This window comes from Rugamonas sp., assembly GCF_025354735.1.
GTDB lineage: Bacteria > Pseudomonadota > Gammaproteobacteria > Burkholderiales > Burkholderiaceae_D > Rugamonas.
On sequence record NZ_JANXMI010000039.1, the window covers coordinates 1 to 19,342 of the forward strand.

Here is a 19,342-nt window from a genome sequence, read left to right on the forward strand (position 1 = left end):
CGCCACCGCAGGCCGTGCTGCTCAATGTCAACGGCCAGGACCATCAGCTGACGCTGGAGCCGCGCGTGACCCTGCTCGACGCGCTGCGCGACACCATGCAGCTGAACGGCAGCAAGAAGGGCTGCGACCGCGGCCAGTGCGGCGCCTGCACGGTGCTGGTGAACGGCCGCCGCGTCAATGCCTGTTTGACGCTGGCCGTGATGGTCGAGGGCGACCGCATCGTCACCGTCGAGGGCCTGGCGCGGGGCGAGCAATTGTCGCCGCTGCAAGCGGCCTTCATCGAGCACGACGCCTTCCAGTGCGGCTACTGCACGCCGGGCCAGCTCTGTTCGGCCACCGCCCTGCTCGACGAAATGCGCGCCGACCGCGCCAGCGCCGTCACGCCGGACGTGCGCAAGCAGGCCGTGGCCTGGAGCGACGACGAGATCCGCGAGCGCATGAGCGGCAATCTGTGCCGCTGCGGCGCCTATCCCAACATCGTCGGCGCGATCCGCAGCGTCGCCGCCGGCCACGGCTGAACGGGGGCGCCATGCAAGCCATCCACTACGACCGCGCCACCGACGTCGCCCACGCGCTGCGCCTGGCGCAGCAGCCGGGCGCCATGTACATCGGCGGCGGCACCAATCTGCTGGACCTGATGAAGGGCGACGTCGAACGGCCGCGGCGCCTGGTCGACATCACCCACATCGGCCTCGATCAAGTCATCGAACTGCCCGACGGCGGCCTGCGCATCGGCGCGCTGGTGCGCAATAGCGACTGCGCCGACCATGCGCTGGTGCGCCAGCGTTATCCGCTGCTGTCGCAGGCGCTGCTGGCCGGCGCCTCGCCGCAGCTGCGCAATATGGCGACGGTGGGCGGCAATCTGCTGCAACGCACGCGCTGTCCGTATTTCACCGACACCGCCTTCGAGCACTGCAACAAGCGCATGCCCGGTTCCGGCTGCGGCGCGCGCGAGGGCTACCACCGCATGCACGCGATACTGGGCGCCAGCGAGGCCTGCATTGCCGTCAATCCCTCGGACATGAACGTGGCGCTGGCCGCGCTGGAGGCCGTGGTGCGGGTGGCGGGGCCGGGCGCCGAGCGCGCCATCGCGCTGGCCGATTTCCACCGGCTGCCGGGCGCCACGCCGCAGATCGACACGCTGCTGCGGCCCGGTGAAATGATCGTCGCGGTCGATCTGCCGGCGTCGCCGTTCGCGCGCCACTCGCATTATTTAAAGGTGCGCGACCGCGCCAGCTATGCGTTCGCGCTGGTGTCGGTGGCGGCCGCGCTGGAGCTGGAGGGCGATGGCGTCACCGTGCGCCAGGCCCGCATCGCGCTGGGCGGCGTGGCGCACAAGCCGTGGCGGGTGGCCGCCGCCGAAGCGGCGCTGGCGGGCCAGCCGCTGAGCGACGCGCGCAGCCGCCAGGCCGCCGCGCTGCTGGTGGCCGGCGCCCAGGGCCGGCCCGACAACGCTTACAAGATCGAAATGGCGCAGCGCGCGGTGGTGCGCGCGTTGCGCAATGCGGCCAACGCAGACAATGCAGCCAGCACGGGAGAGCGCGCATGAGTAACGCCAACATGAGGGGCGGCTTGGCCGCCGCCGACGCCACAAGCGGCGGCACCACAACCGGCGGCGCCGCCCGCGTCGCCGGCGGCGACATCATCGGCCAGCCCATGGACCGCACCGACGGCCGCCTGAAAGTGACGGGCGCGGCGCCGTTTTCGGCCGAGCGCGCGCTGCCGCGCATGGCGCACGCGGTGATCGTGCAGTCCACCATCGCCCACGGCCGCATCGTCGCCATCGACACGGCGGCGGCCTCGCGCATGCGCGGCGTGCAGCTGGTGCTGACGCACCTGAACGCGCTCAAGCTGCCCAAGCCCAAGCCGCCCGGGCCGGGCGAGCAGCCGCCGCAGCCGAAACTGAGTCTGCTGCAAGACGATGTGGTGCTGTACAACGGCCAGCTGATCGCGCTGGTGGTGGCCGACACGCTCGAGCACGCGCAGGACGCGGCGCGCGCCGTGCGCCCGCGCTACGAGCGGGCCCCCGCGCAGCTCGATTTCGAGGCCGCCGCCGCCACCGCGCGCAAGCCCAGGCCGCAGCCGGAGCGGCCCAGCGAGACCAGTCGCGGCAACGTGGCCGGCGGCTGGCAGCGCGCCAGCGCCCGCGTCGACGCGGTCTACCGCACGCCGTTCGAGAACCACAATCCGATGGAGCCGCACGCCACCGTCGCCAGCTGGGACGGCGACAGCCTCACCCTGTACGACGCCACCCAGCACGTGTCCGGCGTGCGCAAGACGGCCGCCCACACCTTCGGCATCGCGCCCGACAAGGTGCGCGTGATCTGCCCCTACGTGGGCGGCGGCTTCGGCTGCAAGGGCACGACGTGGTCGCACGTGATGCTGGCGGCGCTGGCGGCGCGCCAGGCCGGCTGTCCCGTCAAGCTGGCGCTGGAGCGCACCCAGATGTACGGCCCGGTCGGCGCGCGCCCGCAAACGCGCCAGCAGCTGCGCCTGGCCGCGCTGGCCGACGGCACGCTGACGGCCATCGAGCACCACACGGTGTCGAGCACGGCCTTCCTCGACGACTTCACCGAGCCGTGCACGGCGCTCACGCGCATGCTGTACGCGTCCGACAGCCTGCACACGACGCAGCTGCTGGCCACGCTGCACCTGGGCGTGCCGACCTTTATGCGGGCGCCGGGCGAGTCCAGCGGCAGCTTCGCGCTGGAGTCGGCGATGGATGAACTGGCTTATGAACTGCACATGGACCCGGTCGCGCTGCGGCTGAAAAACTACGCCGAGCGCGATCCCGAAAAAGATTTGCCGTGGTCCGAGAAATCGCTGCGCGACTGCTACAAGATGGGCGCCGAGCGCTTCGGCTGGGCCCGCCGCACGGCCGCGCCGCGCTCGATGACGGCCGGCGGCCAGCTGGTCGGCTGGGGCATGGCGACGGCCACCTATCCGGCCAACCGGCAGGGCGCCAAGGCCTCGGCCACGCTGCTGGCGGACGGCACGGCCGTGGTGCGCAGCGGCTCGCAAGACCTGGGCACCGGCACCTACACGGTGATGACGCAGATCGCGGCCGAAACCCTGGGCCTGCCGGTGGCGCGGGTGCGCTTCGAGCTGGGCGACACGGCGCTGCCGGAGGCGCCGGTGTCGGGCGGCTCGCAGAGCGTGGCCAGCGTCGGCCCGGCCGTGCAGGCTGCGGCCCAGGCGCTGCGCGCCAAGCTGGTGGCGATGGCGAGCGCCGACCCCGCCTCGCCCCTGCATGGCGCGCCGGACGCCGAGGTCGACATGGACCAGGGCTGGCTGCTGCGGCGCTCCGGGTCCGGCGCAGCGGCGCAGCGCGAACCGCTGGCGGCGCTGCTGGCGCGCCACGGCGGCCAGCCCGTCAGCGCCGACGGCGGCGCCCAGCCGGGCGACGAGAAAAAGCAGTACGCGCTGCATTCCTTCGGCGCCGTGTTCGTCGAAGTCCACGTCGATCCCGACCTCGGCACGGTGCGGGTGCCGCGCGTGGTCGGCGTCTACGACGTGGGCCGGCTGATGAACCGCAAGACCGGCCATAGCCAGCTGATGGGCGGCATCGTCTGGGGCCTGGGCATGGCGCTGACGGAGCAGACGGAGCTGGACTGGAACGCCGGCCGTGCCGTCAACGCCAACCTGGCCGACTACCACGTGCCCGTCAACGCCGACATCGGCACGCTCGACATTTCCGTGCTGTACCGGCCCGACCCCCATGTCAATCCGCTGGGCGCGCGCGGCATCGGCGAGATCGGCATCGTTGGCGTGGCCGCCGCCGTCGCCAACGCCGTCTATCACGCGACAGGCAAACGTTTGCGCGCCTTGCCTATAACGCCAGATAAATTGATTTGAGGCCTGTCACGCAAATGTAACAATTTGTATTTTGGCGACACAATTACATGCAAAGTTGAAAATAAGTTTTTGCCAATTGGCAAAAACAATCCAAATTTAAACCGTTTGCGCGGCCCGATTTCCCAACAAAATACCGTCGCTGGCGCCATTGCGGCGGTTTTACTTGTCCATCCTTAAAAAACACTTAAAACACACAATTTTTACATTCTTTATTTCCCCTTGTTGTTTTGTTTCCACGTCGTTGACACGGTTTCCAGCGTTGTGTTTTTATGACGGTCGAGTCCGCATATCCACGAGGTGATGCGGGCCGTGGGACTAGCCGCCTACCGAGCGGTTGATTATTAGATTGGCAAACGCACGACAAAGCAAGACGAGTACTGGTTCAGTTGCAAGTGTAGGCCGTGAGGTTAGCTTTGCTGAAACACGTAATAGTTTTACTCCAGCATAGCCAACACCATCCGGAACGACCGCCACGCGGCGTCCGGCTTACCTTCAATTAATCGGGACTTTAATCATGACCAAAGAAAAAATTCTGTCGCGCTCGCTGCGCCTGATGTTCTCCAGCAGCGTCGTGCTGGGACTGGGCGCCATCTCGGTGGCCCAGGCACAAACGGCCGACACCGCCGCTCCTTCGATGCAGCGCGTCGAAGTGACCGGTACCTCGATCAAGCGCGCGCAAGCCGAAGGCGCGTTGCCGGTACAGACCGTCACCCACGAAGACATCCAGAAACTGGGCGTCACCTCGACCGATCAACTGCTCAATTCGATCACCGCCAACACCAGCGTCGGCGCCGTCAACGCGGCCCAGGGCGCCGGTTCGTCGACCTACGGCGAAGCGACCGCCTCGCTGCGCGGCATCGGCGCCAGCAAAACGCTGGTGCTGGTCAACGGCCGCCGCCTGGCCAACTACGCCACCGACGGCACCGCCGTCGACGTCAACTCGATCCCGCTGGCGGCAGTCGACCACGTGGAAATCCTGAAAGACGGCGCCTCCGGCGTCTACGGTTCCGACGCCATCGGCGGCGTCATCAACTTCATCCTGCGCAACAACTTCAATGGCGTGGAAGTGAACGGCTACTCCAGCGGCACCAAGGATGGTGGCGGCGCCAACAACAAGGCCAGCATCCTGGTCGGCTTCGGCGACTTCGACACCGACCGCTACAACATCACCCTGTCGGCCGACGTCAGCAAAGACAAGGCGATCTACGGTAGCCAGCGCGGTTACGCGCGTAACGGCTGGGACAACGGCGGTCGTTACGACCACAGCGCCACCCCTAGCGGCAACCTGACCACTTTCGTGCCGACCACCGCCACCAACAGCACCGGCTATGTGCCGCACTCGCTGGGCAACCTCGGTTCGTCGATCGGCAATCCGCTGTCGGCCAACAACGGCGCCAATTGCAACGTCAATGGCAGCGCCTACGACGCCAACACCGGTTCCTGCCGCTACAACTCGTCCGATCTGGTGCCGCTGACGCCGGAAATTTCGCGCCAGAACCTGGCCGGCAGCCTGCGCTTCAAGCTCGACGAGAACAATGAAGTGTTCATGGAAGGCTTCCATTCGCACCAGAAGACCACCACCAACGAGCAAGCTTCGCCTTACAGCAACAGCTTCCTGGAAACCGACACCGCCTTCGCCAAGTCGAATGTGTACCCGTCGATCATCCTGTCGCCTAGCAGCCCTTACTACCCGGCCGCCTACATCGCCGCCCACAACCCGGCAGCGGCAGGCCAACCGGTCAGCGTCAGCTACCGCGCCTTCGACGCCGGCGGCCGCGCCCACGAAGATATCGGCAACAACACCCACCTGGTGATCGGTGCCCGCGGCACGGTCAAGGGCTACGACTACGACGTCGCCTACACCCACAACGTCAGCGATGTGACCGAAAGCACCCAGGGCGGCTACCAGAACCAGGTCGCACTGGTTTCGCTGCTGAGCAACAACCCAGCCTTCAACCCGTTCGCCGCGACGCAGTCGCCGGCGCTGGCCGCGCAAATCCGCGCGACCAACTACAACGGCGAGATGATCAACTCGACCCTGACCAACGACGCACTGAACGCCCGTATTTCCGGCGATCTGTACCAGTTGCCAGCCGGTATGGCCAAGTTCGCGTTCGGCGGCTCGCTGACCGACGAGAACCTGAAGTTCGACCCGTCGGTCGCCTATCAGTCGGGCGACATTTCCGGCTACGGCGGCCAGGCGCTGCCGCTGTCGGCATCGCGCAACTCGTCGGCCCTGTTCGGCGAAGTCAACGTGCCTATCCTGAAGACGCTGGAAGCCGATCTGGCGGTCCGTACCGACCGTTACCCATCGGCCACGGCGACCAATCCGAAGATCAGCCTGCGTTACCAGCCGCTGCAGCAACTGCTGCTGCGCGCATCGTATGGCAAGGGCTTCCGCGAAGCGGCGTTGCCTGAGCTGTTCACGCCACAGTCGTCCGGCACCTCTGCCACCTTCAAGGATCCGGTCACCGGCACCGTGGGCCAGTTCACCCAGACCACTGGTGGCGCCGCCAACCTGAAGCCTGAGAAGTCCGAGCAGTCGTCGATCGGCTTCGTGGTCGACCCGGTCAAGGGCCTGTCGATCGCCGTCGATTACTGGAAGATCAACGTCAACAACCTGATCACCAGCTACGACCCTGAGCTGCTGGTCGACAAGGCTGCCGCCGGCGATGCCGCCTACGCCAAGTTCGTCAGCCGCGACTCGGCCGGCAACATCACCAACATCGACGCCACCAACATCAATGCCAACTCGCTGAAAACCGAGGGCATCGATCTGGACGTGCGTTGGGCCATCCTGAAGAGCGCCACGCTGGGCAATTTCAGCGCGCGCCTGAACGGCACCTACGTCAACAAGTATGACGAAACCCTGATCGACGGCACCGTGCAGCACAGCGTGGCCTCGACCATCGACGGCGAAGGCAACAAGCTCAACGCGGTCGCCGCCGGCGGTGTCATCTTCCGCTGGAAGCACCAGCTGACGCTGGACTGGAAATACAAGGAGTTCGGTGTCGACGTGATCCAGAACTACCAGTCGGGCTACTATGACAGCGCCCGTTTCGATTCGGCCACCGGTACCGATGCCCAGCACGTGGGCGCGTTCACGACCTGGGATCTGCAAGGCTCCTACTCGGGCGTGAAGAACCTGACGCTGCGCGTCGGCGTGAAGAACCTGTTCAACCGTGCGCCGCCTGTGGCGATCACGGCCGGCCAGTACTTCCAGTCGGGCTACGATCCTAGCTACTACGATGCACACGGCCAGACCGGCTATGTCAGCGCGACCTACAAGTTCTAAGTTGAACGCGTAGTCAGTAGCAACTTAAAAGACCCCATCGGCCCCGAGCGCGTTGAAAATCGCGTTCGGGGCTGGTGGGGTCTTTTTTTTGTGGCGGGAATTGAAGCGGGGCTGCTGCTGGTGCTGGTGCCGCGGAGAGTCGCGGCGCGGAAATAGCGGCCAACGCCGCAGCTGCCGGCGCGGTTTTAGGCCAGCACGCGCTTGAGCCAGGCGCCGATGTGGACCACTTCGTCCTGGCACAGCGAATGCTGCATGGGATAGTCATGCCATTCGACATGGTAGCCGAGCTGCTTGAGCAGGTCGCGCGACTGTTCGGCGCGTGCCAGCGGGATCACCGGGTCCATGCGGCCGTGCACCATGAAGATGGGCGTGGCCAGGCTGGCGGCCGTGTGTTCCTTGATGGCCAGGTCGGCGATCGGCACGTAGCCGGACAGGCACATCATGCCGCCCAGCTTTTCGGGGTGGCGCAGGCCGGTCTGCAAGGTCATGGCGCAGCCCTGCGAGAAGCCGGCCAGGATGATGCGGTCGGCCGCGATGCCGCGCGCCTGTTCGCGCGCGATCAGCGCTTCGACTTTCAGCTGCGAGGCGCGCAGGCCGGCGGCGTCTTCCTGGCGGCCCAGGTCGGTGGCGACGATGTCGTACCAGGCCCGCATCACGTGGCCGCCGTTGATGGTGACGGGCATGGCGTCGGCGTTGGGGAAGATGAAGCGGATCGGCGGCAAGCCGTCCAGGTCGAGCTCGTCGACCATGGGCAGGAAGTCGTTGGCGTCGGCGCCCAGGCCGTGCATCCAGATGATGGCGACGCTCGGCTTGGCGCCGCTTTCTTTTTCGATGGTGTGCAGCAGGGTGCTCATGGGTGTCCTTTTAGCGGGAAGATGGGGGGAGGCGGCATCGGATGAAGACGATGAGGATGACGATGGGGACGACGATAAGGATGACGCTGAGCGGGCCGGCGCGGCGGCGGCCGATGGCGCGGCGGCGCGGGACCAGCCCATGCGGCCGCCGCCCGTGGCGAGCGCGGCCAGTGCCAGCACGCAGGCGCGCCGGCGCATGGAATCAGGCGGCCGGCGTCGGCCGCAGCGCCGACTTGGGCCGGAAGGCCTTGCAGACGGCGGCATCGGTTTCGATGTAGGGGCCGCCGATCAGGTCGACGCAATAGGGCACGGCGGCGAAGATGCCGCCCACCAGCGAGGCGCCGGCTGCGTCCTTCAAGCCTTCCAGCGTTTCCTTGATGGCTTTGGGCTGGCCGGGCAGGTTCAGGATCAGGGCCGCGTGGTCGGGCGTCTCGCGGATCACGGCCAGCTGGCGCGACAGGATGGCGGTCGGCACGAAGTGCAGGCTGATCTGTCGCATCTGTTCGCCGAAGCCGGGCATTTCCCGCGTGCCGACGGCCAGCGTGGCTTCGGGCGTGACGTCGCGCCGGGCCGGGCCGGTGCCGCCGGTGGTCAGCACCAGCGCGCAGCGGGCCGTGTCGACCAGCTCGATCAGCGTCGCTTCGATCTGCGCGCGGTCGTCGGGGATGAGGCGGGTTTCGACGCGGAACGGCGTCGTCAGCGCGGCGCGCAACCAGTCGTGCAGGGCCGGGATGCCCAGGTCCTGGTAGGTGCCGGCGCTGGCGCGGTCGGACACCGACACCAGGCCGATGACCAGTTCCGCGTCGGCGGGGCGGGCGCTGTTACTCGTCATCGCCTTCGTGGCCGTGGCCGGCGCCGCCGTCGTGGTCGCCATCGTCGAGGTCGGCGTCATCGGCGGCCGGCTTGTTCTTCTTGGCGTCGATCTGCTTGAGGATCTGGAAGATTTCGCGGTAGGCTTTCGGCGGCTTCTTCTCGGCCTGCTCCTTGCGGGCGTTGCGGATCAGGGTGCGCAGGTGCTGGGCGTCCAGTTCCGGGTTCTCGGCCAGCAGCGTGGTCAAGACCTTGTCGTCGGCCAGCAACTTGTCGCGGCGCCGTTCCAGCGCGTGCATGGCGTTGGTGTCGGCCTTGGACAGACCCTTCCAGCTGTCGATGGCGCGCTGGATGGCGGCCACTTCGGCCTCGTCGAGCGTGCGCATCTTCTTGCCCACGTATTGCAGCGCGCGGCGGCGGCCTTCGTGGTTGGTGATGAGCTGGCATTCGAGGATGGCGTCGCGCACGTCCTCCGGCATCGGCACGCGCTTGACGCGGTCGCGCGGCTCGGCGATCAGGGCCGCGCCCAGGTCTTGCAGGGCGTTGACCTGGCGTTTCATCTCGGATTTCGAAGGGCGCTCGTACTCTTGTTCGAACTCGGTGGAGCTGAAGCCGACGGCGCCGCGGTTTGGATTGACCATAATATTAACTCTCTGCCGGGGCGTGTAGCCAACCCCTGTAAACTGTAAACGACTGCTATGATAACTGTTTTAGCGGCCATCCGAAGAAAACAGCCCATGAGCGACTCCGTTTTTACCCACAGCCAGGACCAATTGCGACAACTCGCACGCGACGTGCTCACCTTTGCCAAGGAGATGGGCGGCAGCGACGCGGCCGTCGAAATCAGCGAAGGCAGCGGCCTGTCGGTGTCGGTCCGTAAAAGCAAAATCGAAACCATCGAGCAAAACAAAGACAAGGGCATGGGCGTGACGGTGTTCATCGGCCAGCGCCGCGGCAACGCCAGCACCTCGGACTTTTCCCCGTCCTCGCTGCGCGCGACCGTCGAGGCGGCCTACAACATCGCCCGCTTCACGGCCGACGACGACTGCGCCGGCCTGGCCGACGCCGACATGCTGGAAATGGCGCCGCGCGACTTGAAATTGTTTTATCCGTGGACCATCAGCACCGAGGAGGCCGTGGTGCTGGCGCAGCGCGGCGAGGCCGCCGCCTTCGACGTCGACCCGCGCGTGACCAACAGCGACGGCGCCGGCGTGCACGTGCAGCAGTCGCACTTCGTGTCGGCCAACTCGCGCGGCTTCGTCGGCGGCTATCCGTATTCGCGCCACACCATTTCGGTCGCGCCCATCGTCGGCAAGGGCGCCAAGATGCAGCGCGACGACTGGTATTCCTCGGTGCGCGACCCGAAGAAAATGTCGACGCCGGAAGCGGTCGGACGCTACGCCGCCGAGCGCGCGCTGGCGCGGCTGAACGCGCGCACCATCGACACCCGCACCTGCCCGGTGCTGTTCGAGGCGCCGCTGGCGGCCGGACTGCTGGGCGCCTTCGTGCAGGCGACGTCGGGCGGCGCGCTGTACCGCAAGTCGACCTTCCTGCTCGACTCGCTGGGCACGGCCGTGTTCCCCACGCACATACAGATCAAGGAAGACCCGCACGTGGTCGGCGCGGTCGGCTCGGCGCCGTTCGACGAGGAGGGCGTGCGCACCGTCAAGCGCGACGTCGTCAAGGATGGCGTGGTGCAGGGTTATTTCCTGTCGACCTATTCGGCGCGCAAGCTGGGCATGCAGACCACCGGCAACGCGGGCGGCTCGCACAATCTGACCATGACGTCGAGCAAGACCAAGAAGAGCGACGACTTCGTGGCGATGCTGAAAAAAATGGGCACCGGCCTGCTGGTGACGGAGCTGATGGGGCAAGGCACGAATTACGTGACGGGCGACTATTCGCGCGGCGCGTCGGGCTACTGGGTCGAGAACGGCATCATCCAGTATCCGGTCGAGGAAATCACCATCGCCGGCAATATGAAGGACATGCTGGCGCAGATCGTCGCCATCGGTTCGGACGTGCTCATGCGCGGCACCAAGCAGACCGGCTCCATCCTGATCGAAAAGATGGTCATCGCCGGCGGTTGATGCGCGGTTGATGCGCAGTTGATGCGCAGTTGATGGTGTCGTGCGCCCGTTGCGCGCTGTTTTGCACTGGAATGGAAGCGGCCGCCGATGCGGCCGTTTTCACAGGCGCCACTGCTCGCAGCCTAGCCTATGCGGACCTTGGATGGATTAGTCCAAAGGGCATCGTTTCGGGCGCCGCCGCCGGCGACATTTCGCGCGCGATCGTCGTGTCGTAGCTGGCCTGGCCGCGCAACCACCAGCCCACATTCAGACCGAAATAGCGGCACAGGCGCAGATCGGTATCGGCGGTGATGGGCAATTTTCCCGCCACGATATCGGCGATGCGACGACCGGGCACACCGATCTCGTCGGCGAGACGGTCGGGACTCAAGCCCAGGGGTTTAAGGAATTCTTCTTCCAGCATTTCGCCGGGAGAAACGGCAAGCAAGGCAGGCATGGCTGCTCTCCTTAATGGTAGTCGACGATTTCAATATTGCTCGCGCCATCTTTCGTCCAGCTGAAGCACAAGCGCCATTTTCCGTTGATGCGTATGCTGTACCACGGCGTTTGCCCGTTAGTGCTTCAAGATGGTTGCCAGGCGGGATGCGCAAATCATCCAGCGTCATCGACCATTCAAGCTGCGCCAGCTTGCGCAATGCCACACGTTCCATTGTGCGCCATTTGGCCACGCTCTGCCCGAAAAACAGGGCTTGTGTGTCCTTGCATTGAAAGCTGAGTATCGGCATGATCGGACGGCGTGCGCTTATTTACGCAGCGTACCGATGTTGGGCATGGCAGGGGAAAGTTGCATTGCTGGCCTCCTGAAACTCAAGCGGCCAGTGTAGGGTGAAAATACCAGCGGGTTTTGATCTGCCGCACAGAACCGGGCAGTGGCCCGGCTCCATTCCGTTTTAATCCATCGCCAGCAGCGACTGCAACACCGGTTGCAGCACGGCCTTGCCCAGCTCGGCGCTGCGGGCACCGCTCCAGCCCGCTTCCGGGTCGGGGTCGTTGGCGTTGTCCTTGAACGGCATTTCCAGCGTCAGCGACAGGCAGCCGAAGGTGTGCGTCACGTTCGGCGAACCCATCGTCAAGGTCTCTTCCGTGTACGGCGTCACGCCGTAGCCGTAGTCGTCCTGGAAGTCCGGGCTGGCGATGAGGAAGTTGTCGATGAAGTATTGCTGCGCCTCGGCCTGCGACGCGCTGAACGTCGGCAGCGATTCGCTGCCGGCCACGAACACATAGGGCAGGCCTTCGTCGCCGTGGATGTCGAGGAACAGGTCGCAGCCCACTTCGGCCATCTTTTGCTTGACGAGGAACACTTCCGGGCTGCGCGCCATGGACGGGTTCAGCCACTGGCGGTTCAGGTTGGCGCCGGCGGCGTTGGTGCGCAGGTTGCCGCGCACCGAGCCGTCCGGGTTCATATTCGGCACGACGTAGAACTCGGCCTCGTTCAGGCACTGGCGGCCGAAGGGATTGGCCGGGTCCAGCAGCGCTTCGACCATGCCTTCGACGAACCACTCGGCCATGGTCTCGCCCGGATGCTGGCGTGCGATGACCCAGACTTTTTTCTCGGCGGTCGGGTTGCCGATGACGAGCAGGTTCAAGTCGCGGCCGTCGATGGTGCTGCCGAGGTCGACCAGCTTGACCAGCGGCGACAGCTGGGCGCTGTCGATCAGCGCCAGGTGGCGTTCCCACGAGTAGGGCTCGAAATAGGCGTAGTAGACGCTGTCGTGCTCGGGGATGTGCTCGATGGTCATGACGGTGCCGTCGTAGCTGGTCGGCACGCGGAACCAGGTTTCGCGGTCGTAGCTGGCGACGGCTTCATAGTCGGTCCAGCCGTCCGGATAGGCCGAGGCGCCGGCGTTGAGCAGGCGCATGGTCAGCGGCGTGGCCTGCGCGCCCTGGACGCGGAAATAAAACCATTGGGTGATGTCGGCGTGCGAGTCTTTGCGGATATGCAGGTCGATGGCGGACGGGTCGTCCGCACGCAGCACGTCGATGGCGCCAGCGTCGAATTGATGGCTGATTTTGATAGGCATGGTGGGGCGCAGCTTTCTGGTGAATACAATATAAATAGTTTTCCGCGCTCGTGACGCGATGTCGCCATGATACTAGCTTTTGGCGGCGGTTTTGTGGCCGGCCTGTGCGACATCAAGTCCGGCGGACGCCGCTTTGCTACCTTGTTCCGATTGCCGCCGTGGCCTATCGGAGTAAAATCGACATGGCGCCCACGCTATTGAAAGAAAGCGGTTTCAGATTTTATTTTTTCTCGCGCGAGGAAACCCGGCCCCACGTACACGTGTCCCATCCCGACGGCGAGGCCAAATTCTGGATCGCTCCGGCGGTGGCGCTGGCGTCTTCACAAGGCCTGTCGGCGCGGCAGCTGCGCCACGTCGGACAGTCTATCGTCGCTCATCAGTGGGAGTTTGAACATGCCTGGAATAGCCATTTTGGACATTGAGATCAGCGGCATCGGCGCGGACGGATTTACGCTGTCGCTCCGTGGCGAGAAACTGTACCTGAGCTATGTCGATTTTCCGTGGTTCGCCGGCGTCGCTGCGGCCCAACTGCGCGATGTTATCCATCCCTCGGCCGATCACCTGTATTGGCCATCGCTCGATATCGATCTGTCGGTCGCCTCGATCCGCGATCCCGCCGCGTTTCCTCTCGTCTCGGCCGGGAAATAATCAGCGCAAGCCGCCGAAGCGGTCGTAGAAATCGTCCTGCGCCGGCGGCGCGGCGGCGTCCTCGCGGCGCAGCGTGGCCAGGATGTGCTCCTCGGCCGCCGCATACGTCAGACGGTAGATGGCGCGCGCCAGCTCGTAGGCCTGGGCGCCCGGCCACGGCTCCGGCAGCAACTCGACCGGCAGTTGCGGGTCGTGCAGCTGGACCCGGCGGTAGGCGTGGATCAGCAGCGTGCGGATCACGAAGGCTTGCTGCGGCGCGCAGGCCGGCTCCTCTTGCAGCGCCGCCCGCAAAGGCTCGAAGCGGGCGATGAACTGGCGGTAGCCGGCGCTGACGTCCGACAAGTCCCAGCCGTCGGCCACCAGTTCGCTCAGCGGCCGTGCGCTCACGGCGGCCAGCGACTGCGCGCGGCACACATACAGTTTGCCGGCCACGCCGGCGCGGCGCAGCAAGTCCTGCAAGGCTTCGGCGTCCGGCGCCGGATGGCCGGCCAGCCCCGGCGCGATGATGCTGTAGCCCTGCCACAGCAACTCCTTGCGCAGCGTGCCCCGTTCGGCCGCGTCGATGGCGCCGCCGGCGCTGATGACCAGCGTCCAGCTGCCGTCCCAGTTCACCGTCAGCGGCGCGTAGATGCGGCGCGAGGCGCGCTCGAAGCGCGGCCGCGCCGGCGCCGGCATCGAGTAGGAGCTGCGCCGGCCGTCGCGCTGCGCGCCCAGCCAGCCCTCCTGCGCCAGCCGGAACACGGAGGTGCGCAGCAGCCTGTCGTTGACGCCGAACGGTTCGAGCAGCTCGATCAGGCTGCCCAGCCAGACCACGCCGCCGTGCGGCACCAGGGCGTCGCCGAAGATCGTCATCACCAGCGATTTCGAGCGCGGCGGATCGCCGGCGAGAAAGTCGCTGATCCAGGCCGAGCTGGGGAGTGGGTTCATGGGCGCAGGCGAGTGTGGACGGTAAAGCAGGAGTTTACTTTGCCGCGCGATCGGCGCAGCATTTATTTTGCGCCCGTGGGAATAGGGATACGCTTAATCGATATGACTCAAAATAAACGTAGCTAACAGGTATTTTGTATCGTATTATGCAGACAGCGTGGCGCAAAGACGCACGAGGAGACGACGATGTACGCACAAATGGTGGAAACGGGCTTGAAAAACGTCCGCACGGCGGCCGACATGGGCGAGCAGGAACAGGCTTTCCAGGCCCGTATCGACGCCGGCGTCAAGATCGAGGCCAAGGATTGGATGCCGGACGCCTACCGCAAGACGCTGATCCGCCAGATTTCCCAGCACGCCCACTCGGAAATCGTCGGCCAGCTCCCCGAAGGCAACTGGGTCACGCGCGCGCCCACGCTCAAGCGCAAATCGATCTTGCTGGCCAAGATACAGGACGAGGCCGGCCACGGCCTGTACCTGTACAGCGCCGCCGAAACGCTGGGCGTGTCGCGCGACGAGCTGCTGGCCGCCCTCCATTCCGGCAAGGCCAAGTATTCGAGCATCTTCAACTACCCGACGCTGTCGTGGGCCGACATGGGCGCCATCGGCTGGTTGGTCGACGGCTCGGCCATCATCAACCAGATTCCGCTGTGCCGCTGCTCCTACGGGCCGTATGCGCGCGCCATGGTGCGCGTCTGCAAGGAAGAATCGTTCCACGCGCGCCAGGGCTACGACATCATGATGTCGCTGGCCAAGGGCACGCCGGTGCAAAAAGCCATGGCGCAGGACGCGCTGAACCGCTGGTGGTGGCCGTCGCTGATGATGTTCGGCCCGTCGGACGCCGAATCGGTCAACAGCGCGCAGTCGGCCCAGTGGCGCATCAAACTGTTCTCGAACGACGAGCTGCGCCAGCGCATGGTCGACCAGACGGTGCCACAGATCGACTACCTGGGCCTGACCGTGCCCGACCCCGATTTGACCTTCAACGCCGCCACCGGGCACTACGAATTCGGCGCCATCGACTGGTCCGAATTCCACAATGTATTGAAGGGTAACGGCCCATGCAACCGCGAGCGCCTGCGCACCCGCGTCCAGGCCTACGAAGACGGCCAGTGGTTCCGCGACGCGCTGGTGGCCCACGCCGACAAGCACGCCGTCAAAGCCGCCGCCTGAACCCGAGCCGGCGCCGCCCGCGACTCCGAGCGGCCGGCGCCCCCCGGTCTTGACCCCGGTTTTCCGCGCCCAACACGAACCAAGGAGCACACCATGAGCAAAGAATGGCCACTGTGGGAAGTCTTCATCCGCAGCCAGCACGGCCTGGCGCACAAGCACGTGGGCAGCCTGCACGCGCCCGACGCCGCGATGGCCGTCAACAACGCGCGCGACGTCTACACGCGGCGCAATGAAGGCGTCAGCATCTGGGTGGTGCGCGCCGCCGACATCGTCGCCAGCAGCCCGTCCGACAAGGGCGCGCTGTTCGAGCCGTCGAACAGCAAAGTCTATCGCCACCCGACCTTCTTCCCGATGCCGGAAGAAGTCAAGAACCTGTAAGCCGGAGCGACCGTGGACGAGAAAGTGAACTACCTCCTGCGCCTGGGCGACAACGCGCTGATCCTGAGCCAGCAGCTGTCCCAGTTGTGCGGCAAGGGCCCGGCGCTGGAAGAAGACATGGCGCTGACCAACGTCGCGCTCGACCTGCTGGGCCAGACCCGCATGTGGTACGAATACGCGGCCGAACTGGAAGGCGAGGGCCGCGACGAAGACCGCCTGGCCTACCACCGCGACGCCCACGAATTCAAGAACTGCCTGCTGCTCGAACAGCCCAACGGCAACTACGCCGACACCATGATGCGTCAGTTCTTCTTCGACAGCTGGCACTACTTCCTGCTGCGCGAACTGTGCGCATCGACGGACGCGCGCATCGCCGCCATCGCCGACAAGTCGCTCAAGGAAGTGAGCTATCACGTGCGCCGCAGCGGCGACTTGATCGTGCGCCTCGGCGACGGCACCGCCGACAGCCACGCCAAAACCCAGGCGGCGGTCGACGACCTGTGGATGTACACCGGCGAGGCATTCAACTACGACGCCGTCGACCACGCGATGGCCGCCGCCGGCATCGCGCCCGCCGCCGCCACGCTGCGCCAGCCGTGGCTGGAGCACGTGGCCGAGGTGTTCGCCGAGGCGACGCTGACGATGCCGCCGGCCGACGCCTGGATGCAAAAAGGCGGCAAGCAAGGCCGCCACACCGAGCGCCTCGGCTTCATCCTGGCCGAAATGCAGTTCCTGCAACGCGCCTATCCCGGCGCGCAATGGTGATGGACTCCAGCGCCGCCGCCACCGCCACCGCCACCGCCAGCGCCGACCAGGTGTGGGCCTGGCTGGGCGAGGTGGCCGATCCCGAGATCCCCGTCATTTCGGTGGTCGACCTGGGCATCGTGCGCGCGGTCGACTTCAACGGCGCTGAATGCGTCGTCACCATCACGCCGACCTATTCCGGCTGTCCCGCGATGCAGGTGATCGCCGACGCCATCACCGACGCGCTGCGCGGCCACGGCGTCGGCCAGGTGCGGCTGGTGACCCAGCTGTCGCCGGCGTGGACCACCGACGCCATGAGCGCCGCCGGCAAACTCAAACTGCGGGACTACGGCATCGCGCCGCCGGCGCAACAGGTGGTCGACATCAGCCGCCTGCGCGCGGGCGCCGATATCGGCATCAGGCGCAGCGCGCTGGCGCGGCTGCCCAAGCTGACCGTGGCCTGCCCCCGCTGCGGTTCGGAGCACACCGAAATGAGCAGCCAGTTCGGCTCCACGCCCTGCAAGGCGCTCTACAAATGCCTGGCCTGCCGCGAACCGTTCGACTACTTCAAGTGTCACTAAGCCAGGCCCAATACGACCATGAGCAAATTCTATCCGCTGTCCGTCTCGCAGGTGCGCAAGGAAACGCGCGACACCATCGCCGTCACCTTCGCCGTACCGCCGGAACTGCAGGAGCGCTTCCACTACCTGCAAGGCCAGCACCTGACGCTGCGCGCCCGCATCGCCGGCGAGGACGTGCGCCGCTCCTACTCGATCTGCTCCGCCGTGCAGGACGGCGCGCTGCGCGTGGCCATCAAGCGCACGCCGGGCGGCGCGTTTTCCACCTGGGCCAACGACACGCTGCAAGCGGGCGCCGTCATCGACGTGATGCCGCCCATGGGCCACTTCAACGTCGCCCTCGACGCCGCCCACCGCAAGCACTACCTCGCCTTCGCCTGCGGCAGCGGCATCACGCCCATCCTGTCCATCATCAAGACCACCTTGATGGCCGAGCCGCACAGCCGCTACACGCTGTTCTACGGGAACCGCGCGTCGTCGTCGGTGATCTTCAAGGACGAACTGACGGACCTGAAGGACATCTATATGCAGCGCCTGACGCTGGCCTACGTGATGAGCCGCGAGCAGCAGGACATCGACTTGTTCAACGGCCGCATCACGAAGGAAAAATGCGAACAGCTGCTGCGCCACTGGATCGACATCGCCGACATCGACGCCGCCTTCATCTGCGGCCCGGAAGACATGATGGCCGGCGTGTCCGCCGCGTTGCAGGAAGCCGGCATGCCGAAGTCGCACATCAAGGTCGAGCTGTTCGCCGCCAGCATCCCGAAGACGCAGCACCGGCCGCGCGCGCTGGCGGCCGACGCGGCGCGCCAGCAGACCGAAGTCACCGTCATCATGGACGGCAGCCACACCACGTTCACGATGGAAAAGGAAAAGGAATCCATCCTCGACGCCGGCCTGCGCGCCGGCATCGACATGCGCTATTCCTGCAAGGGCGGCGTATGCTCGACCTGCCGCTGCAAACTGCTGGACGGTAAAGTCGACATGGACGCCAACTACGCGCTCGAAGACTACGAAATCGCGCGTGGCTTCGTACTGAGCTGCCAAGCTTTTCCGGCCACTGATAAAGTGGTGATCGATTTCGACCAGGCCGAATGACAGCCGCCGCCGAATCGCGGCACGTGACTTCCAGCCGCCGCCCGCCAACCGCACACACCACCAGCGAGACGCCATGAACTACGAAACCATCCTTTTCGAGATCAAAGACGGCATAGCCGCATTGACGCTGAACCGCCCGGAAAAACTCAACAGCTTCACGCAGAAAATGCACGAGGAAGTGCGCGACGCCCTGCGCCGCACCAACGCCGACAAGACCGTCCGCGTATTCGTGCTGACCGGCGCCGGGCGCGGTTTCTGCGCCGGCCAGGATTTGTCGGACCGCGCCGTGGAGCCGGGCGCCAAGGCGGTCGACCTGGGCGACTCGGTCGAACAAAACTACGCGCCGCTGGTGCTGGCGCTGCGCGCGCTGCCGATGCCCGTCATCTGCGCCGTCAACGGCGTGGCCGCCGGCGCCGGCGCCAACCTGGCGCTGGCCTGCGACATCGTGCTGGCCGCCAAATCGGCCAGCTTCGTCGAAGTGTTCTGCAAACTGGGACTGATCCCCGACACCGGCGGCACCTACTTCCTGCCCCGGTTGATCGGGAACGCGCGCGCCATGGGCATGGCCATGCTGGGCGAAAAAATCAGCGCCGAGCAGGCCGAATCGTGGGGCCTGATCTGGAAGAGCATTGCCGACAACGACCTCGCGCTCGAAACCCAGCGCATGGCGCAGCACTTCGCGCAGGCGCCGACCAAGGGACTGGCCTTCACCAAACAGGTGCTGCACGCCAGCACCTCGAACACGCTGCAACAGCAGCTCACGCTCGAATGCGGCATGATGAGCGAACTGGGACGCAGCGACGATTACCGCGAAGGCGTGGCCGCCTTCCTGGCCAAGCGCGCGCCGCAATTCACCGGAAAATAAGGG

At 65.8% G+C, this 19,342-nt stretch carries 19 protein-coding genes and 1 pseudogene; 13 read left to right on the forward strand and 7 right to left on the reverse strand.

What is annotated here, in order from left to right; genetic code table 11:
* The 4 genes from Q0S71_RS04220 to Q0S71_RS04235 form a co-directional block, all read left to right on the forward strand.
* Positions 1 to 518, forward strand: a 518-nt coding sequence (locus Q0S71_RS04220; RefSeq protein WP_295991768.1) for a 2Fe-2S iron-sulfur cluster-binding protein, incomplete at its 5' end; no start/stop codon positions are given.
* Between the two features lie 11 nt (positions 519 to 529).
* On the forward strand, positions 530 to 1,549 hold the full coding sequence (locus Q0S71_RS04225; protein WP_295991770.1) for a xanthine dehydrogenase family protein subunit M: 1,020 nt from the start codon (positions 530 to 532) through the stop codon (positions 1,547 to 1,549).
* 107 nt (positions 1,550 to 1,656) lie between these two features.
* Positions 1,657 to 3,855 carry a xanthine dehydrogenase family protein molybdopterin-binding subunit gene (locus tag Q0S71_RS04230; protein ID WP_295991844.1) on the forward strand — a complete coding sequence of 733 codons (2,199 nt, stop codon included), beginning with the start codon at positions 1,657 to 1,659 and terminating at the stop codon, positions 3,853 to 3,855.
* Positions 3,856 to 4,369: 514 nt separating this feature from the next.
* On the forward strand, positions 4,370 to 7,150 hold the full coding sequence (locus tag Q0S71_RS04235) for a TonB-dependent receptor (RefSeq protein WP_295991773.1): 2,781 nt from the start codon (positions 4,370 to 4,372) through the stop codon (positions 7,148 to 7,150).
* A gap of 185 nt (positions 7,151 to 7,335) precedes the next feature.
* Here the strand turns inward: Q0S71_RS04235 and Q0S71_RS04240 are convergent, their stop codons facing one another.
* The 3 genes from Q0S71_RS04240 to yjgA form a co-directional block, all read right to left on the reverse strand.
* Positions 7,336 to 8,004 carry a dienelactone hydrolase family protein gene (locus Q0S71_RS04240; RefSeq protein ID WP_295991775.1) on the reverse strand — a complete coding sequence of 223 codons (669 nt, stop codon included), beginning with the start codon at positions 8,002 to 8,004 and terminating at the stop codon, positions 7,336 to 7,338.
* Positions 8,005 to 8,206: 202 nt separating this feature from the next.
* Positions 8,207 to 8,836: a molybdopterin adenylyltransferase gene (mog, locus tag Q0S71_RS04245; protein ID WP_295991846.1), complete on the reverse strand. Its 630-nt coding sequence runs from the start codon at positions 8,834 to 8,836 to the stop codon at positions 8,207 to 8,209.
* Entirely contained in the window at positions 8,826 to 9,455 is a 630-nt protein-coding gene (gene yjgA / locus Q0S71_RS04250; RefSeq protein WP_295991777.1) for a ribosome biogenesis factor YjgA, read from the reverse strand. The genes mog and yjgA overlap by 11 nt, the downstream gene beginning before the upstream one ends.
* A gap of 96 nt (positions 9,456 to 9,551) precedes the next feature.
* Between yjgA and pmbA the strand changes: the two genes are divergently transcribed.
* Positions 9,552 to 10,904, forward strand: coding sequence for a metalloprotease PmbA (gene pmbA, locus Q0S71_RS04255; RefSeq protein WP_295991778.1), 1,353 nt, complete (start codon positions 9,552 to 9,554; stop codon positions 10,902 to 10,904).
* 127 nt (positions 10,905 to 11,031) lie between these two features.
* Here pmbA and Q0S71_RS04260 read toward each other — a convergent pair whose 3' ends face one another.
* The 3 genes and pseudogenes from Q0S71_RS04260 to Q0S71_RS04270 all read right to left on the reverse strand — a co-directional run bounded on the left by Q0S71_RS04260 (position 11,032) and on the right by Q0S71_RS04270 (position 12,925).
* The gene (locus tag Q0S71_RS04260) at positions 11,032 to 11,340 is read right to left on the reverse strand and encodes a HigA family addiction module antitoxin (protein ID WP_295991779.1); all 309 of its coding nucleotides are present in this window, start codon (positions 11,338 to 11,340) and stop codon (positions 11,032 to 11,034) included.
* 11 nt (positions 11,341 to 11,351) lie between these two features.
* Positions 11,352 to 11,629, reverse strand: a pseudogene (locus Q0S71_RS04265) (type II toxin-antitoxin system RelE/ParE family toxin).
* A 165-nt stretch (positions 11,630 to 11,794) separates the two neighbouring features.
* On the reverse strand, positions 11,795 to 12,925 hold the full coding sequence (locus tag Q0S71_RS04270) for a M14-type cytosolic carboxypeptidase (protein WP_295991781.1): 1,131 nt from the start codon (positions 12,923 to 12,925) through the stop codon (positions 11,795 to 11,797).
* Positions 12,926 to 13,107: 182 nt separating this feature from the next.
* Here Q0S71_RS04270 and Q0S71_RS04275 point away from each other — a divergent pair, with 182 nt between their 5' ends.
* Both Q0S71_RS04275 and Q0S71_RS04280 read left to right on the forward strand, forming a co-directional pair.
* On the forward strand, positions 13,108 to 13,347 hold the full coding sequence (locus tag Q0S71_RS04275; protein WP_295991783.1) for a DUF4160 domain-containing protein: 240 nt from the start codon (positions 13,108 to 13,110) through the stop codon (positions 13,345 to 13,347).
* Entirely contained in the window at positions 13,337 to 13,573 is a 237-nt protein-coding gene (locus Q0S71_RS04280) for a DUF2442 domain-containing protein (RefSeq protein WP_295991787.1), read from the forward strand. The genes Q0S71_RS04275 and Q0S71_RS04280 overlap by 11 nt, the downstream gene beginning before the upstream one ends.
* Here the strand turns inward: Q0S71_RS04280 and paaX are convergent, their stop codons facing one another.
* Entirely contained in the window at positions 13,574 to 14,500 is a 927-nt protein-coding gene (gene paaX, locus Q0S71_RS04285) for a phenylacetic acid degradation operon negative regulatory protein PaaX (RefSeq protein ID WP_295991790.1), read from the reverse strand.
* A gap of 186 nt (positions 14,501 to 14,686) precedes the next feature.
* On the opposite strand from paaX, the gene paaA reads away from it, so the two are divergent.
* The 6 genes from paaA (at position 14,687) to paaG (ending at position 19,339) form a co-directional block, all read left to right on the forward strand.
* Positions 14,687 to 15,673: a 1,2-phenylacetyl-CoA epoxidase subunit PaaA gene (paaA, locus tag Q0S71_RS04290; protein ID WP_295991791.1), complete on the forward strand. Its 987-nt coding sequence runs from the start codon at positions 14,687 to 14,689 to the stop codon at positions 15,671 to 15,673.
* Positions 15,674 to 15,766: 93 nt separating this feature from the next.
* Positions 15,767 to 16,051 carry a 1,2-phenylacetyl-CoA epoxidase subunit PaaB gene (gene paaB, locus Q0S71_RS04295; protein WP_295991794.1) on the forward strand — a complete coding sequence of 95 codons (285 nt, stop codon included), beginning with the start codon at positions 15,767 to 15,769 and terminating at the stop codon, positions 16,049 to 16,051.
* A gap of 12 nt (positions 16,052 to 16,063) precedes the next feature.
* Entirely contained in the window at positions 16,064 to 16,816 is a 753-nt protein-coding gene (paaC, locus tag Q0S71_RS04300) for a 1,2-phenylacetyl-CoA epoxidase subunit PaaC (protein WP_295991797.1), read from the forward strand.
* A complete protein-coding gene (paaD, locus tag Q0S71_RS04305) occupies positions 16,816 to 17,376 on the forward strand; it encodes a 1,2-phenylacetyl-CoA epoxidase subunit PaaD (protein ID WP_295991799.1) in 561 nt (186 codons plus the stop codon). The genes paaC and paaD overlap by 1 nt, the downstream gene beginning before the upstream one ends.
* A gap of 18 nt (positions 17,377 to 17,394) precedes the next feature.
* Positions 17,395 to 18,474, forward strand: coding sequence for a 1,2-phenylacetyl-CoA epoxidase subunit PaaE (gene paaE / locus Q0S71_RS04310; RefSeq protein WP_295991801.1), 1,080 nt, complete (start codon positions 17,395 to 17,397; stop codon positions 18,472 to 18,474).
* A 73-nt stretch (positions 18,475 to 18,547) separates the two neighbouring features.
* A complete protein-coding gene (paaG, locus tag Q0S71_RS04315; protein ID WP_295991804.1) occupies positions 18,548 to 19,339 on the forward strand; it encodes a 2-(1,2-epoxy-1,2-dihydrophenyl)acetyl-CoA isomerase PaaG in 792 nt (263 codons plus the stop codon).
* The last annotated feature ends 3 nt before the right edge of the window (positions 19,340 to 19,342 follow it).